This is a genomic window from Prevotella intermedia ATCC 25611 = DSM 20706, assembly GCF_001953955.1.
Lineage (GTDB): Bacteria > Bacteroidota > Bacteroidia > Bacteroidales > Bacteroidaceae > Prevotella > Prevotella intermedia.
The window spans coordinates 1,286,725-1,304,053 of record NZ_CP019300.1 but is presented as its reverse complement, the minus strand read 5'-3'; the positions used below and the strand labels follow the sequence as shown (position 1 = coordinate 1,304,053).

The following is a 17,329-nucleotide window of genomic DNA, read 5'->3' as shown; positions in this document are numbered from 1 at the left end:
AGTTCTACTGAAAAATATTTACAGCTTTCTTATCTTCTTTTCTATATAATAATGAAGGTACAAAAGATAAGAAAAAGAAAATAAGTCCTTATTTATGGGAAGGGAAGATATATACGACAAACGTTTCCAAACCTATATATCTATGAGGTTTGGAAACGTGAAACAAGTGCGTGTATAGCACTAAAATAGGTGTCGATAACACGGAAAAAGAAGATAAGCAATCTGTATTAGTGCGAAATCCTATCTAATACGACTTCTAAAGCCTTATTACTTTCAACTTCTATATCAGGCAATGCACCGTGTATATTGTTTTCATCAGCACCGAAAAGCCAAAAACGTTTGAAAGAAATACTGAGTTGTAATTTGGAATGGGGCAATACATAACCCACCACATCGCCATAGGAAACATTCATTCCACCTGCTTCTTCGCCTACAAGTGTACCGATTTTAAAAGCCTTGACAGTCCAAGCGAAACTTGCTGCTGCTGAAAAAGAATGATGATTGACAAGCACCCATACTTTCCCATTGAAACGTTGCGCAGCATTTGCTTGTGGCTGTTTTTTCTTATCAATTATATAGAAGTTTACTCCTTGCTTGTAATGTCGGCGTGTCATCTTTTGCGTAATCGGTGTTACTTTTGTCCAGACCTTTTCGTACTGCGTAAATGGCGTTTTTGCAATGTATGAAAGCAAAGTATCACCTGCCATTGAAGTTCCTCCGCCATTATTGCGAATATCGATTATCAGGTTCTCAATATGGCGTGTATTCAAGTCTGCCACCATCTTACGGCATACATCTGCAAGTTCTTGCGCATTCATAAAGTGAGGAACTGTCATTAAAGCAGCTTTCTTATTGATAATGCGGTAACTCGCAAAATCATTCTGTGGTACTTCTTTCATACCACGTTTCATCTCCTTTTGTTTCTCTTCTATCGAAACGCTATGCATCTTTCGGTTAACAATTTTGCCATTCTCAATGTATTGTATGTCATATTCAGCAGCATTATACAACATATAGAACCAAGCAAGAAACCCATTGTTCACATTTGTTAGCCTAAAGAAAGTCCGTTCACCTGACGCATAAGGTAGCATTTTTTCAATCATTTCCTTGCTGCTTACTCCATTAATCGAAACTATCTTCGCTCCTTCAGGAACGCCGAACAAGGTTCCGCGTGTAGTAATCGTAGAATCGTTGGCATCAACTGAAACCATTAAAGGAAAACGTGGCATATCCTTTTCGAAAGCATCTTTGTAAGGAAAGTAAAGTGCTGTATGTCCATCGCCAACGGCAGCCACTAAGGGTGCAACATTCCGATAGAAGTCGAGCGTGGTCAGACTATCTGGGAATGCTTGCTTGATGGCAATCGCTTGTGAAAGGAATGCGGTAGGTGTACACACAGAGAACACATTGGGGTGCACCTCACACAACATATAAACCAAACTGTCTAAGTCGTCAATGGCTTGCTGTCTGCTCAGTTTCCCATTGTCTGTACTACCAGCATTCATTGTGCAAATAAATGTTTGCACGAATGTAAGAATTAAGAAAAAACGCTTCATTTCAATACTATTATTATATGTTTAAATTCAAATACGACTTTAACGCCTGTACGTGGTTTGCCAATGCCTGTATTCCTTGTGGGGTTATACGGCAAACGGTTTGGGGAACTTTGCCCTTGTAGCCTTTCTTCACCTTTATATACTTCGCCTTTTCCAACTTGTCTATCTGTACACTTATGTTGCCCGATGTAGCCTTCGTAGTGTTCTTTATGTAGGTGAAGTCGGCACTGTCGGCACTCATCAGTATCGACATAATTGCCAAACGCAATTCGTTGTTCAGCAAAGGGTCGAGGGGGAGGAAATCGTTATCTGCCATTGCTGAACTTTAAATATAAACCCGGAACTATCAGTGTGAACACGGCTGTAACAGCTACACATAGCAATTCGTTCACACCCTGATTAACAAGTGAGAAGTAAGCACATATCGCACACGCCACCGCACCAATAATGGAGATGAACAAGCGATTCATCATCAATCCTGTAACAGCAACCGACAAACCCATGAGCAGAATGATGGTTGGCGTCATCGGTATGACTTGCCTTACGGAGATTCCACCAAAAGTTATCGCACATATATTGATTGCCCACAAGACAAATACCGATATTCCGAATACGCCCCACATATAACCAATGGTACGGCTGACGATGCTGTCGGGAACAGAACGCAACTGGTTGTATTTATACTGATATACGCCACCTATCAGCGACATCAATATCCAAAGCAAATACCATCGACCACCGCCTTCTCCCTTTGGTGTGTTCGTTATGAGCAACCAAATGATGAGGGAAGTAGATAATACCAATCCGCCCCAAACAAGCAACGGCTGTGCCGAAGCCTTGGCAACATCTCTCCTACTCTGCTCTATCGTTCTCTCAATGAGTTTCAGACTCTCTGCTGCTGTTAGTTCTTTTTCTTTCATAATCATAGTTTTATATTGTTGTTTTTATTGAAATCGTTCAAGCGTTCCGCCTCGCCATTGTCGTCGCGCTTCAGCTTTCTGCCGCCTTTTCCTTTGCCAAAGTTGTAAGTAAGCGTAAGTTGAATGTTCCTACTGTTGCTTCCTTGCATCGTATCGTAGAAGTTGGAGTAACGGCTGTGCGCTTCAATGAATCCGTACTGTTTGTTGAATACATTCTTCACCGCCAACGAAAGATTTACTCTTGGCTTGAAAGCTTTCGACAACAGTAGGTCTACACGCTGATAAGACCTAATCATGGAGTTGCCCGAATGCAAGCGCGAAGTGGCGTTTAACGATACTTCCACATTGAAATTGTGCGGCAGTCGGAAAGTTGCCTTCGTGTTGTTCATATATAGGAAATGTCCTTTTATGCTTTCGCCCTTCGTTATCTGAATGGTTTGATAGCACAGAAGCGTATTGAAGTTTATGTTGAACCAATAGCAAGGCTGGAAAGGTAAGCTAAGATAAGCGTACCAATGGTTTTCCTGATGGTGGTTGATGTAAGTAACATAACTGTCCATAGGGTTGTCTGGTGTTTCAAAAGAGAACTCTCTAATCAGGTCGCTGTGCATATCAACACCCAACGTCAGCGAATACACATTGTTGTAAACGAGCGTCGAACGAAGGCTGTTTACGTATTCAGGGCGCAAGGCAATATTGCCTATCGTATAAGTAAACAACGATGTCTGCGTCTTCGTAGGGTTTTGCTGACTGAACAATGGGCGGGCTATCTTTCGAGAATACGATGCGATAACTTTCCATTTGCCGTACTCGTCTATGTCATAGCCCATCGAAACGAAAGGGAACAAGTCGCTGTAATTTCGCTTTATGTTCGTAGGAAGCTCTTTGGTGGCTACATATTCATATCGCAGTCCCACTTCGTAATTCAGTTTCTTGTAAGCAGCTGTAAACTGTGCATAGCCTGCAAATATGCGTTCTTTCTGCTCAAAAGCGGCATTGCTGTTGCCGCTCTGGTCTGACGAAACGCCGCCATACAGCGTATTGTTGTCTGCCGATATGGCATTGTGTTTCACTCCAAACAACAGATTGCTGTTCTTTGTAAACTGTTTGAACACCGATAAATCCATTGCCAATACCTTATATATAGATGCCGTGTTGCTCGAATCGCACTTGTTTTCAAACAGATTTACATTATCGCCACGCAATCGTCTGACATCATACGAAGTAGAAAACTTCACTTTTGAGCCTTCATCATCTACCTTATATGAAATATCTGCCTGCAGAGAATGCAAATGATTTCGTAGCTTTTGCGTGTAAGTACTCAATACATCGTGCATATTTATCTCTGGTGTCTGCATAGATGTGCGGTCGTTGGTTGTTCTTTTCAAACGGTTCAGCGTGAACGCATACTCTGTTCCGATATTCCAACGAGTGCTTAAATCGGCAAATCCGCCTACTCTCCAATAATAGTCTCTCGCTGGAATACGATTGTTACTCATAGAATTATAATCGTATGAAGGTAGGTTGAAAACTCGCTTTATGCGCCCTTCGCCATTATTCTTGGCAGTAATGGGGTTGGAAAACGAAGCATACAGGTTTACGTTGTTCCATCTTGAAAACACCGAAACGGCTGCAGTATTGCGGAAAAATGTGTTGGCAACGTTCAAACGGTTTTCTATTGAGCCATTCACTCCGTTATCTTTCTGCTTCCGAAGAACAATATTAATCACTCCGCCCTGCACGTTGGCATCTTGCGAAGCATCGGCAACCGTCTGGACTTCCACCTTGCTGACATCAGAAGAACGCAGACTTTGCAAGTAGCTTATCAATGCTGCGCCTTCCATTCGTACCTCGTGCCCATTGAAAAGGACTTTCACTTTCCCTCTTCCGTCTATGCTAATACCACTCTCGGTTACTGCCACGTGAGGAACAGATGCCAACACTTCGTCCATTGTTTTGTTTTCGTCTTCACGCATTTGCACGATTATCTTGTTGCCTTTATTCATTGTTCTGCTTGCAACAACAGTAACTTCCTGCAGCAAATGCTGCTTCGATACATTAACAGTATCAGCGAACGACACAAACACAGAGAGCATAATATTCAAAAATAGCATAGCCGTTTCATTCTTTTATTAAATGTTTTCAAACATCTTTCTTTCAAGATACCCTTTCAGTGGTTTTATTGAAGATAGGTAACTTTTGCAGTAAGCACGCCTTTCTTCAAATCTTTTTCAGTGAAAACCTGCAGTATAAACCCTTCCGTTGGGCGGCCGTACTCGTCCCTATCCAACTGTTTATTTCCATTCGCATCAATAAAAGCACTTACTTTAAACTTACTCCACTCGGGCATTTCAAGTGCTATTTCCATCTTGTGCCCACTCACTGCTTGCATCAACATTACAGGTTTAGCAGCATTATCGGTCGCATCTAAAGTCTCTACCATTATTAAAAGCGTCCCTTCTGTTTCTCTAATCCCGTTAATGGATAACGTTACGGTTTTACCGCTACACAATGCGCATACGGCAAAAGTAATAATAGATAATAGTAATCGTCTCATAATTGGTTTCCTTTAATTTATTAATTACACTGCAAATATAATGTAGTTTATAATATAAACCAAATATAATAACTGATTACAAGAGTGTTATAACTTTATTTAACACACATAAACGACAAGAGGACACACCATTTAAACGGTGTATCCTCTTGTTGTTTATGTTGTTTCTGACTACTTCTGAAGATTAGTAGTCAAGCTGTTACCTTACCAAATACTATATATTAAATAAGGTATTGGTTTGATATACTTTCGTTGTTCACAACGCGACGGATTGTTTCTGCAAACATATCGGCAACCGAAATCTGCTTAACCTTTGAACATCTGTCGGTGTATGGAATAGAATCGGTAAATACAATCTCTTCTATTGCAGATGCTTCTACACGTTCGTTGGCAGGTCCGCTCATCACGCAGTGCGATGCACAAGCACGTACACTCTTCGCTCCCGCTTCCTTCATAATATCAGCAGCCTTCGTCATAGTGCCTGCGGTGTCTACCATATCGTCTACAATAACAACGTTCTTGTCCTTTACATCACCGATAATCTGCATTGTTGCAACCTCATTGGCACGTGCACGTGTTTTGTTGCAAAGCACCAACGGACAGCCAAGATACTTTGCGTATGTGTTTGCACGCTTAGAACCACCAACATCAGGACTGGCTATTACCATATCTTTCAAACGTAGGCTCTGTAAATATGGAAGCAACACACCGCTTGCATAGAGGTGATCCACAGGCACATCGAAGAATCCTTGAATCTGGTCTGCGTGTAAATCCATTGTAATAAGACGGTCAATACCTGCTACACTGAGCAAGTCGGCAACCAATTTTGCACCAATGCTCACACGTGGTCTGTCTTTTCTGTCCTGACGCGCCCAACCAAAATAAGGAATAACGGCAATGATGTTGCGGGCAGATGCACGCTTTGCTGCATCAATCATCAAGAGCAGCTCCATTAGATTGTCAGAGTTAGGGAATGTACTTTGCACAAGATATACGTCTTTTCCACGAATACTTTGCTCGTAAGAAACTACAAACTCTCCATCAGAGAAGCGTGTCATTAACGAATTGCCTAAAGGACAACCCAAACTTGCACAAATTTTTTCTGCCAAGTATCTCGTCTTTGTTCCCGAGAATACTAAAAAAGAGTTTTCTTCACTCATTTCTATTAGTTGTTAAATGTAGGTGTTATGTTGATTATTCTATTGCTTGTTGAAGTTTCTGAAAGTACTTTATGATACCTTTAAAATCGATGTCGGCATGCAAATCGAACTGATTCCAAAACTCTTCGCCTACAACGATGCCTCCAAATCCATATTGCTTTATATCTGGAAGCCGTTCCAAAGTTATTCCTCCCATAGCATAAACACGTTTCCCAAGCAGTCCTTGGTCTTTCAGTTCGTTCAGTTCCAAATCGGAAAACGTATGTTCTTCGTCGAAATTATTACGCCCGCTGTTATATATATTGGCTAAAAATACGTAGTCAGAATTTCTCCGCATTTCTTTCAGCAACATAGAATTTCTGCACGTTCTTCCTATTTGTCCTTTGTATCCGATAGGTGGAACAGCGTTTTCGGTATCGAGATGAATACCTGTCAACGATTTTTCGGCTTTTAGGTGATAATGCTGATGAACAGTGATGTACCTATGATAGGTGTTTGGAATAAGCGATAGCAACCGCTCTAAATAGAGGGTAGATTTCTCGGTCTTCGAGATATGGAGATTGTCAAGTCCTTCCTCGAAGAGTGCAGTCAATATTTTATCTTCTTCCACAAAATATGTGGATTTAGTCATAACGACCAGTTTCATACCCAGTAATTTGTTGCAAAGGTAGATATTATTTCCGAGTTTTACAAACTTTTCTGTATATTTGCAAAATGAAAATAAACACAATAACATTTGAAGAGTTGCATCGCCCCGTCTATGTATTAGAAGAAGCGAAGTTGCGCAACAACCTGTCGCTTATATCGTCCATAGCAAAAGAGGCTGATATTGAAATCATCTTGGCTTTCAAAGCCTATGCCCTTTGGAAGACATTCCCTATTTTCCGCGAATATATTAACGCCACAACAGCATCGTCGCTTTACGAAGCCAAGCTGGGCTACAACGAGTTTGGCGCACCTACACATACCTTTTCGCCTGCTTATACCGATTACGAAATAGACGAAATAGCACAATGCTCATCGCATTTGGTGTTCAATTCGCTCTCGCAGTTCAATCAGTTTCACCTACGAGCAAAGCAAGCCAACAGCAACATAAGTATTGGATTGCGTGTCAATCCAGAATATTCTGAAGTAGAAACATTACTTTACAACCCCTGCGCAGCGGGCACCCGCTTCGGTGTATCAGCCGACAAGCTACCCCCACAGCTACCTGCCGACATTGAAGGTTTCCACATTCACTGCCACTGCGAAAATGGTAGCGACGTCTTCGAACGTACACTGCAACATATTGAGGACAAGTTTTCGCAATGGTTCGAACAGATTAAATGGATAAATTTCGGTGGCGGACACCTTATGACACGTAAGGATTACGACATAAAACGATTAATCAGCATACTGAAAAAGTTCAAAACAAAGTATCCACATCTTAAAGTAATATTAGAACCAGGCAGTGCATTTACTTGGCAAACAGGCCCTCTTGTATCGCAAGTTGTAGACATTGTAGAAGACAAAGGGATAAGCACTGCCATCTTAAACGTCAGTTTTACTTGCCACATGCCCGACTGTTTGGAAATGCCCTACTACCCCGATGTGCGTACAGCCAAGCACGTTGAAGACAACGAACAGCACGCAAAGAACGTTTATCGTCTGGGAGGAAACAGCTGCCTGAGCGGCGATTGGTTGGGATATTGGAAGTTTGACCACGAGTTGCAGATAGGCGAAAACATTGTTTTTGAAGATATGCTGCACTACACAACCGTTAAAACCAATATGTTCAACGGCATCACCCACCCCGACATTGCTTTACTGAAACAAGACGGAGAGTTGGAAACACTGCGCAACTTTACTTACAACGACTATAAGCAACGTATGGATTAAGGCGAAGTAAATGCTATTTTCTTATAAAAACATCTGCCAAAATATTGATTTTAAACGCTATGGCATATATTTTGCTTTCATATAATGAAGAAAACATAAAGCAGGAGGAAGTAAAAATGGCATTTATAGATTATTATAAGATATTAGGGGTAAAGAAAGACATACCACAAAAAGATGTCCGCGCAGCCTATCGCAAGCGCGCAAAGCAATTTCACCCCGACCTTCACCCTAACGATGCAAAGGCAAAAGCAAAGTTTCAGGCATTGTCTGAGGCTTACGAAGTAATTGGCGACCCCGAAAAGCGTGCCAAATACGACAAGTATGGCGAACAGTGGCGCAATGCCGAAGCCTACGAAGGTTTTGGTGGTGGTTGGCAAAATAGTGGCAACTACAATACAGCCTTCGAGGGTTTCGACTTCGGCAGAATGGGTGGCGGCTTCAGCAGTTTCTTCCAAGACTTGTTCGGAGGTGGTTCGAGAGGTGGCTTCAGAAAACAGACAAGCTATGGCAGAACCGCTCCACAATCTCAAGAAGTAGAGGTCAGCATCGACCTATACACGGCTTTGCTCGGTGGCGAGATTGTCGTTATGCTTCCACAAGGCAAGAAAGTGAAGCTGAAAGTAAAGCCTTACACGCAGAACGGCACAAAGGTTAGGATAAAAAGCAAAGACAATTCGGGCGATACAATATTGAAATACAATGTAAAGCTCCCTACTGTCTTGACCGAAAACCAAAAGGAGCATCTCCTACAAATGCGCAACAATGCATAATGAACTATCGCCGTAGGATAACTGCCAAAGCACAACTATTATCTTAGCAATACAAGCGAAAAAGGGAGAAAAAGTGTAAATATTTTTTATAGCCACAACCATTGCATAACTACTTCGTTATCAATGCTTTGCAAAACCTATTGTTTTGCAATCCAAAAGTGGCTCTTTTACCAACCAAAAGCGGCTGTTTTGCATCGCAAAACAGCCGCTTTCGCAACGTCAAAACGCAGTTACCACTTTTTAACGGATTTATCTTTACAAAACCGAAGTGAAAATCTGTCGTCCAACTATCTGTATATTGTAAGTGCAGACTATGTTATACTGACAGCAAGTAGACTACCCAAAACGTTTATATACTAAAAACGTTTAAAAGCCAAAGTGCTACAAGTAGTATCAAAACACCAAATACCAATTTCAGAACACAGCTCGTAACCTTCTTTACAACGATTACGCCAACTATAAAAAGAAGAATTATGCCTAAATAGCTTCCTATATTTTCCATTTACTTAGTCCTTTCCAAAAATACGTTTAAAGCCTGTTGGGATTTGTGTACTAAACTCCATAGGCTGATGTGTTACGGGGTGATAAAAACAAAGAATGTAAGCGTGCAGACACAAACGCTTCAGAGGGTCGTCGCCATTGCCATATTTTGTATCGCCACATACAGGGTGGTTTATATCAGCAGCGTGTACACGTATCTGATTTTTGCGCCCTGTTTCCAACTTAAACTCTACCAACGAATGTGTATCGGTGGTTCTTAAAACGTGGAAATGCGTAACAGCGTATTTGCCACCATTGTCTACGGGCGAACTGTATGTAACGTACAGTTTGTTTTCCTTCAACCAATTGGCTACCGTTCCGCCTTCCTCTTCTATTCTTCCGCTAAGCACAGCGATGTAACGCCTGTCGTAAACACTATGATGCCATTCGTGTTCGAGCTGCTGGCGGGTTTCCATATCTTTTGCATAAATCAGCAAACCCGATGTCTCACGGTCGAGACGGTGAACCACGTGTGCAGTGCACTTCTGTCGAGAACGTTTGAAATAGTCGTCGAGTATTGTCTTTACATTCAGAGAAGACTGTCCGACACCCATCGAAAGAATGCCGTGGCTTTTCTCTACCACCACCAAATATCTGTCTTCGTAAACTAATTTTACGTACTTACTTTGAAATTGGTCGTTCTTTTTGCTTGTGCTGACAGATACTTTATCGCCTTTATGCAAAGCAAAATCGAATTGTGTTACGGTTCTGTTATTGACTTTAATACCACGATTTTGAAGTGTTGCCTTTGTTTTCGACTTGCTTTGCTTTACGTTTTCCAACAACCACTCCAACAACGGAGCATCGTCTTGCACGTTCATCTGAACGTACTTTTCCTTTTTCTTATATGAATTATCTTTCCTCATTCTGCCGCAAAGGTACAATGTTTCCTGTTTTAAACAATGAATAGTAACTACCGAAGGCGTTAATGATTATTAATATAATGTAGAAAAACAATCGTAAACAACGCTTAGACTTACAGTAGTTTTCTTATTTTACCTCTATTTTCCTTATCACTTTACACGGATTTCCAACAGCAACAACATTATCGGGAATATCCTTTGTTACCACCGAACCTGCACCAATGGTTACGTTGTTGCCAATGGTAACGCCGGGAAGAACCACTACATTGCCACCAATCCAAACATTATTGCCAACCTTTATGGGGTACGCATATTGTATTTCTGCATTTCTTTCCTGTGGGTCGATGGCGTGCCCAACGGTATAGAAGGAACAGTTCGGAGCAATATAAACATTGTCGCCAAACGTTACCTTCGCTTCGTCCAATATAACAAGGTTCGTATTGGCAAAGAACTTCTCGCCTATTTCTATATTGAAGCCATAGTCGCAAAAGAAAGGCTGGATTATTCTAAACCAACTTCCGGTCTTGCCCAATAACTTTCTCAACCGTTCGGTGCGTTCCTCACGCTTGGAAGGAGAGAGATGATTTAAGTAAAAACACTCTTCCTCGCACTCGCTCAGTCCTTTCAACACTTCTGGGTCTAAGCCGTAATAAGGCAGCCCTTGCTCTTGTTTCTCTTTTTCCGTCATATACTTCTGCTGTTGTCAATGGTTCTTTGGAATGCCAATCGTGGGTCTCCGTTCTCCAAATATATTATGCCACAATAGGTAAAACCTAATTTCTTCAATGCATTGCGCATAATAACATTCTCTTCGTGGGTGTCTATTCTGATGTTCTCAACCTTTTGAAAGCAATATTCCATCACCGCCGAAAGAACGCCGTGAACGTTTGGAACAGATGCAATGCGGTGAATGGTACCATAGGGTTCGTTGTTCAGCCACCCTTCTCCTTCTATTTTAAGGTAAGTTGGGTCTGTGCCTTGAATGAAAGCAAAGGTTGCAATGGGCGAGCCATCGTCTGACAGGACAAGATAACTGTCTCCTTTTTCTATATCCGTCTTTATTTGTTCGTCAGAAGGGTGCGTACTTCCCCATTGATGAGAGTTGCCCGATGCTATCATTTTTTCTCTGCCATACTGTATTATTGACAAGACAATCGGCAAATCTGATAACAGTGCTTTCCTTATCATTCCCATACTTTCTGCCTTTTCAATCGATAAAACGCTTGGTTATTTCGCCATAACTGTCGATACGCCTGTCGCGAAGGAAAGGCCACCAACGACGCACATTCTCGCTTCGTTCAAGGTCTATATTTACGATGATGCTTTCTTCGTCGTCTGTACAAGCCCGATAGTGAAGCTCTCCTTGCGGGCCTGCTACAAAGCTACTGCCCCAAAACTGTATTCCGTTCGTTTGTTGGCTTGGGTCTGGCTCATACCCTACCCGATTTACAGCAACTACTGGTAAACCGTTTGCCACAGCGTGTCCACGCATCACTGTTGTCCAAGCCTCGCGCTGACGTTCCTGTTCCTCCTCGCTATCGCTGCTTTCGTAGCCGATTGCGGTAGGATAAATCAAGATTTCAGCACCTTGTAAAGCCATTAACCTTGCTGCTTCGGGATACCATTGGTCCCAGCAAACCAGTACGCCCAAGCGTCCAACGCTCGTATTGATAGGTTTAAAGCCTATATCGCCTGGCGTAAAGTAGAACTTTTCGTAATAGGCTGGGTCGTCAGGAATATGCATCTTCCTGTATTTTCCTGCTATTGTGCCATCTTTTTCAAATACCACTGCGGTGTTGTGGTACAATCCTGCCGCACGTTTCTCGAACAATGAGGTTACAAGCACTACTCCACATTCTTTTGCCAACGCACCATAGATTTCCGTTGATGGACCGGGAATAGGCTCGGCAAGATTGAAGTTGTCTACATCTTCTACCTGACAGAAGTAGAGCGAGTTGTGCAATTCCTGTAAAACAACAAGTTCTGCACCACGATTTGCCAAATCCTTGATACCTTCGATAAGGTTTTCTATATTCTTTTGTATGTCAGCTGTATTGTGTAGCTGAAGCATTCCTATTTTCAATTCTCTCATAATATCTAACGCTTTTGATTTTAAAACAATGTAGAAAGTAAGTTTATTTCTTTATAAAACACCTTCGGGGAACTGCATCGTGATACAATGAATGGAACCGTGTTGGCGTATAATGGTTTGCGAATCGACTCCGATAACATCATAATCGGGGAAAGCTTCCTGTATGATGTCTAAAGCCTGTTTGTCGTTCTCGGGCTGATTGTAAGTCGGAACAATTACTGCGCCGTTAAGAATCAGGAAATTCGCATAAGTTGCAGGCAATCTTTCGCCCTCGTCGTAAATAGCTTCGGGCAGAGGTAACTTGTAAAGACGGTAAGGTTTTCCTTCCAAGGTTCTCAACGATTGTACTTGTTGGTCGAGTGCTTTGAGGTCGTTGTAGTGTATGTCATCAACATCGTCGGTGCCAATATAGAGCAATGTATCGTTGGGCGCACAACGGAATATGGTATCTATGTGCCCATCGGTATCGTCGCCTTGCAATTCTCCGTGTTCAATCCAGACAACACGGTGCATATCGGGAAAGATTTCAAGCAAACGCCTTTCAATATCGTCCTGTGCCAAAGGTTGGTTTCTGTGGGGTGCATTCAGACACAAGGTTGTAGTAAACAAGGTGTGCTTGCCATCGCTTTCTATTGAACCTCCCTCCAAAACAAAGTCTTTATGGTTTTCCAACACTCCGTTGAAGGTTTCCATAAAGTAAAGTTGCCTGTTAATACAGTTGTCTTTATCCGACTTAAACTTTTCTCCCCAACCATTAAAACAGAAATCCAACAGATGAGGAGCCATGCTCGTCTTCAGGTTTTCTGCCACGGGAAGCAATGTTATGGGTGCAACGTCTCTTGCCCACGTGTCGTTATTGCTGCATTGGCGAAAGATTATTCGCTGGAATTGCTCTGCTTTCAGATGCCTTGCAAGCAGTTCCTTCACATCTTCTATGTATTGTGCCACTACCAACAGCTTCTCGTACCGTGTTATAACATCAGCGAGTTCAAGATAAGTTGTTGTTATTTCCTCCAGATAGGATTGCCAATCTGTTTCTTTATGTGGCCAAATCAACATAATGCCACTTTGTTTTTCCCACTCTGCAGGAAGTCTGAAAGTATATTTATTCACTCTGTTCACCTTATGTTGTCTAAATAAGTTATACACAAACGAACAATTGCTTTTTGGTTCGTTTACTGCAAAGATACAACAACATAAAATCGTGAACAAGTTTTTTATATACTTTTATTCACCCGAATAGCTTTTTTATATTATTTTCGCCCTATAAGATTAACCATAAACACCTGATTTTCAACTACAAATTTGCAAAAGCATTTTACTTTCACAGCTTTTGAAATACCGTTCCTACACCTTCCTAAAACCCATCAAATAAAAACCTATATACTTTTTGCATAAAAAATATATACTTTCTTGCAAAAAAGTATATACCTTTTCGACAAAAAGTATATACTTTTCAATTAAAACCTATATACTTTTTTAGTAGAACGTAGTTACGTTTCCAAAATCTTAGCGAAAAAACCTACCAAAAGGCACTTTTATCCCCCTTATTTAGACATAAAATACGGTTTGTTTTTAGTATTTCAATTTTTATGCTTAACTTTACAACTGAATTATTATATTAATCGCATAAGCAGAATGGAAAAACATTTAACTGTCTATAAAGCATCAGCAGGGTCAGGAAAAACATTTACCCTTGCCGTTGAATACATTTCATTACTTGTAAAAGACCCTGAGAATTACCGACAAATCCTTGCGGTAACTTTCACGAATAAGGCTACACAAGAAATGAAAATACGAATACTTTCGCAGCTTTATGGCATTGCAAACGGATTGGAATCATCTGCACAATACTTTGAAAAGGTTAGAGAAAAGACGGGAATGCCCGATGTCGTGATTAGAAACAATGCACGTTTTGCACTGACACTGCTTATACACAAGTACAACAACTTCAGAATTCAAACGATTGATGCCTTCTTTCAGCAGGTACTGCGCAATCTTGCGCACGAATTAGGACAAACTGCCAACCTGAGAATAGACCTTGACAACGAACAGATAGAAGGAAAGGCAGTAGACCAAATGATAGAAAGCCTTGAACAAGGACAGCCCGTGTTGCAATGGATTAGCAGTTACATCAACAATAGCATTGAGGACAATATGGGTTGGAACATCATCGGCAAGATAAAAAGATTTGGTCTGAACATATTCAAAGACTTCTACAAAGCGCACGAAGCCGAATTGAAAGTGTTGCTGAGCGATACCGAAGACTTCGGAAAATATGAAAAGGAACTGCGAAACCGCAGAAATGCCATTAAAAACGAGTTCAACGAAATTGCAAAAGACATTCTGAACAGCCTCAGAAATGCCAACGAAGACATACCTGCCAACTTTGCACGCGGACTTTATTCCTATATCGAAGCCTGCGCGACGGCATCGCTTTCCAACGAAGCACTTAAAGCTGCCGTGGAAAAAGCAATGGAAAATCCCGACAAATGGGCAAGCAGCAAGTGCGAAAAGGCCGACAAGGAAATAATAAAAGCACTTGCAGCAAGTTCGCTTTGCAACAAGCTGAAGGAGTTGGTAGAATATAACGATGAGCATTGGAATGAGTTCCAGTCTATCCGATTAACCTTGTCGCACCTGTCGCAACTACGCTTATTGCACGCCATTGCAGATGCGGTAGACAACTTGAACAAGGATTCAAACAGGTTTATGCTCAGCAACACACAGACGTTGCTCAAGGAATTAATCTCCGACAGCGACACTCCCTTTATCTTTGAAAAGATTGGTGCGCGCCTTAAACATATTATGATAGACGAGTTTCAAGACACAAGTACTATCCAATGGAAAAACTTTCTGGCACTGCTGAACAACTGTATGGCGCAAGAACTATCGCAAAATCTTATCGTCGGCGACATCAAACAGAGCATATACAGATGGCGACAGGGCGATTGGCGCATATTGAACGATATAGAAAACGAATTTCCAAATCAAAAAATCGACTTGCAAACACTTGATTACAATTACAGGTCGGAAAAGCGAATTATCGACTTCAACAACGCATTTTGGAAAGAATGTGTCAATGATACAGCAGAAGAACTGGAGCAAAGCAAGATAGAAAAGGCTGAAATCGTGCGGAAAGCATACGAAGACGTAGCACAGAAAACGCATAAAATAAAAGATTCAGGCTATGTAAAAATAGACCTGCTACCAAGCAAGGATTACAGAGAAGGCATCTTGAACCAACTTGTAGAAACCATTCGTGAATTATTCGACAAAGGATATTCGGGCAAGAAACAGAGCAAAATAGCCATTCTTATTCGTTCAAACAACGTCATTCAAGACATTGTCAATCGTCTTTTGGAAGCATTTGGCAGCGAAGTAAACATCGTTTCCGACGAGGCTTTCCGCTTGGACGCATCGTTGGCAGTGAATGTTATCATCAGCGCATTGCACCTTCTCACCCACCCCGAAGACAATCTTACGCGTGGAAAGTTGGTAAAACTCTACAACCAAGAAGTGCAGAAAAAGCCTATAAACGATACCGACCTATTGGTTTCGTTGCCAACCCACGACGATACTGACACTGAAATAACCGACAAGAAAGAAAGGCGCAGATTAGCTTACGAACAACAAGTAGAGAAGTTAAACAGCGCATTACCGAAGGAATATGTTGAAAACAGAGAACTTCTTTTAGGAATGCCCATTATCGATTTGGTAGACAAACTCTTTATGCTATTCAACCTTGACCAATTAGAAGGACAGAGCTCGTATATCTGCACCCTGTACGACACACTGAACGACTACTTGCAAGACCATACTGCCGACATCGACGACTTTATTAAAGAATGGGAAAATACACTGTCGTCCAAGACCATTCAGAGCGACGAGATAGAAGGAATACGCATTATGACCATTCACAAAAGCAAGGGATTGGAGTTTGAGAATATCATTATTCCGTTCTGCGATTGGCAATTGGAGAAGTCATACACACTTTGGTGCGAAACGGCAAATAAACCAAAACCTTTCAATAAACTACCGTTGCTGCCGATAGACTTTACTAAAACAGGATTGCTCGGTACGATATTTGAGGACGATTATAAAGAAGAGCATTTCCAGAATACCATCGACAATATGAATATGCTTTACGTTGCCTTCACCCGTGCATCGAAAAACTTATTCATTTCAGGTAGCAGAATGGGCGAAACGGCACTCAAAGACAGAAAGAACAATGCACCGTCAAAAAATCGTTCACAAGCGATTGAAGTCGTTTTGGAAAGAATAAGCGAACTGTTAGAGGGCAGTTCATTAGACTTCCCCGACGATGTAAAGAGCCCTATCCATTTTGAATACGGTACTTTAGATAATGCAACGGAAACCGAAGAAAAGCAAAAGGGAGACAATCCATTCCTCGTTATGCCCGAAAAGCATATTGTAAACATTGCCACATACCCACAGGCTGCAAACTTCCGACAAAGTAATAAGAGTAGAGAGTTTATAAAAGGAGAAGACATAGACCCAACAGACAAGATGCGTTACATTAAGATTGGAAATGTTCTGCACCAACTATTCTCTACCATTTACACAACGGCAGACATACCCTTGAAGTTGAATGAATTAGAACAAGAGGGCATTATATACAACGACGAAATCACTTCGGCACAGCTACGCACAAAGATTGAAGATGCAATAAAGAACGAACAGGTGCAGGAATGGTTCTCCGATAAGTGGAAACTCTATAACGAATGCACCATTTTAGAATATGATTCAGACACGGACGAAATGCGAGAACATCGTCCCGACCGTGTTATGACGAATGGAGAAGAAATAATAGTGGTCGATTTTAAGTTTGGAAAAGAACGCGAGGAATACAAACAACAAGTGCAACGCTATATGGAAATACTGAAGCAAATGGGCAGCAATAATGTTTCAGGATACTTGTGGTATGTTATTACCAACACCATTGTTAAAGTAAATGTTTAATGTAAATGCT

At 41.4% G+C, this 17,329-nt stretch carries 15 protein-coding genes; 3 read left to right on the top strand and 12 right to left on the bottom strand.

The features are described 5' to 3' along the window. Window positions 1-227 precede the first annotated feature (227 nt). The 7 genes from BWX39_RS05475 to BWX39_RS05445 form a co-directional block, all read right to left on the bottom strand. Window positions 228-1,505, bottom strand: coding sequence for a S41 family peptidase (locus tag BWX39_RS05475; protein WP_244271455.1), 1,278 nt, complete (start codon window positions 1,503-1,505; stop codon window positions 228-230). A gap of 64 nt (window positions 1,506-1,569) precedes the next feature. Then, on the bottom strand, window positions 1,570-1,872 hold the full coding sequence (locus BWX39_RS05470) for a winged helix-turn-helix domain-containing protein (protein ID WP_023924583.1): 303 nt from the start codon (window positions 1,870-1,872) through the stop codon (window positions 1,570-1,572). Further along, a complete protein-coding gene (locus tag BWX39_RS05465; protein WP_028906174.1) occupies window positions 1,862-2,482 on the bottom strand; it encodes a hypothetical protein in 621 nt (206 codons plus the stop codon). The genes BWX39_RS05470 and BWX39_RS05465 overlap by 11 nt, the downstream gene beginning before the upstream one ends. Continuing rightward, window positions 2,479-4,590, bottom strand: a complete 2,112-nt coding sequence (locus BWX39_RS05460) for an outer membrane beta-barrel family protein (RefSeq protein ID WP_028906173.1) — start codon at window positions 4,588-4,590, stop codon at window positions 2,479-2,481. Before BWX39_RS05460 ends, BWX39_RS05465 begins: the two co-directional genes overlap by 4 nt. A gap of 65 nt (window positions 4,591-4,655) precedes the next feature. Beyond that, a complete protein-coding gene (locus BWX39_RS05455; protein WP_028906172.1) occupies window positions 4,656-5,033 on the bottom strand; it encodes a DUF2141 domain-containing protein in 378 nt (125 codons plus the stop codon). Between the two features lie 221 nt (window positions 5,034-5,254). Next, window positions 5,255-6,193 (bottom strand): ribose-phosphate pyrophosphokinase, encoded by a 939-nt coding sequence (locus tag BWX39_RS05450; protein ID WP_028906171.1) that lies wholly within the window; start codon window positions 6,191-6,193, stop codon window positions 5,255-5,257. Between the two features lie 34 nt (window positions 6,194-6,227). Next, on the bottom strand, window positions 6,228-6,839 hold the full coding sequence (locus tag BWX39_RS05445) for a thiamine phosphate synthase (RefSeq protein ID WP_028906170.1): 612 nt from the start codon (window positions 6,837-6,839) through the stop codon (window positions 6,228-6,230). A 68-nt stretch (window positions 6,840-6,907) separates the two neighbouring features. Here BWX39_RS05445 and nspC point away from each other — a divergent pair, with 68 nt between their 5' ends. Together nspC and BWX39_RS05435 are read left to right on the top strand one after the other, a co-directional pair. Then, window positions 6,908-8,071: a carboxynorspermidine decarboxylase gene (nspC, locus tag BWX39_RS05440; protein WP_028906169.1), complete on the top strand. Its 1,164-nt coding sequence runs from the start codon at window positions 6,908-6,910 to the stop codon at window positions 8,069-8,071. A gap of 116 nt (window positions 8,072-8,187) precedes the next feature. Then, the gene (locus BWX39_RS05435) at window positions 8,188-8,841 is read left to right on the top strand and encodes a DnaJ domain-containing protein (RefSeq protein WP_028906168.1); all 654 of its coding nucleotides are present in this window, start codon (window positions 8,188-8,190) and stop codon (window positions 8,839-8,841) included. A 506-nt stretch (window positions 8,842-9,347) separates the two neighbouring features. Here the strand turns inward: BWX39_RS05435 and BWX39_RS05430 are convergent. From BWX39_RS05430 to BWX39_RS05410, 5 genes are all read right to left on the bottom strand, one after another. Then, a complete protein-coding gene (locus BWX39_RS05430) occupies window positions 9,348-10,247 on the bottom strand; it encodes an RluA family pseudouridine synthase (protein ID WP_028906167.1) in 900 nt (299 codons plus the stop codon). A gap of 124 nt (window positions 10,248-10,371) precedes the next feature. Further along, window positions 10,372-10,932: a sugar O-acetyltransferase gene (locus tag BWX39_RS05425; protein WP_023924681.1), complete on the bottom strand. Its 561-nt coding sequence runs from the start codon at window positions 10,930-10,932 to the stop codon at window positions 10,372-10,374. Beyond that, window positions 10,929-11,438: a GNAT family N-acetyltransferase gene (locus tag BWX39_RS05420; RefSeq protein ID WP_028906166.1), complete on the bottom strand. Its 510-nt coding sequence runs from the start codon at window positions 11,436-11,438 to the stop codon at window positions 10,929-10,931. Before BWX39_RS05420 ends, BWX39_RS05425 begins: the two co-directional genes overlap by 4 nt. Window positions 11,439-11,451: 13 nt before the next feature. Then, window positions 11,452-12,336 carry a carbon-nitrogen hydrolase gene (locus BWX39_RS05415; RefSeq protein ID WP_028906165.1) on the bottom strand — a complete coding sequence of 295 codons (885 nt, stop codon included), beginning with the start codon at window positions 12,334-12,336 and terminating at the stop codon, window positions 11,452-11,454. 51 nt (window positions 12,337-12,387) lie between these two features. Further along, window positions 12,388-13,458, bottom strand: a complete 1,071-nt coding sequence (locus BWX39_RS05410) for an agmatine deiminase family protein (protein ID WP_028906164.1) — start codon at window positions 13,456-13,458, stop codon at window positions 12,388-12,390. Between the two features lie 516 nt (window positions 13,459-13,974). Here BWX39_RS05410 and BWX39_RS05405 point away from each other — a divergent pair. Further along, the gene (locus BWX39_RS05405; protein ID WP_028906163.1) at window positions 13,975-17,319 is read left to right on the top strand and encodes a UvrD-helicase domain-containing protein; all 3,345 of its coding nucleotides are present in this window, start codon (window positions 13,975-13,977) and stop codon (window positions 17,317-17,319) included. Window positions 17,320-17,329 lie beyond the last annotated feature (10 nt).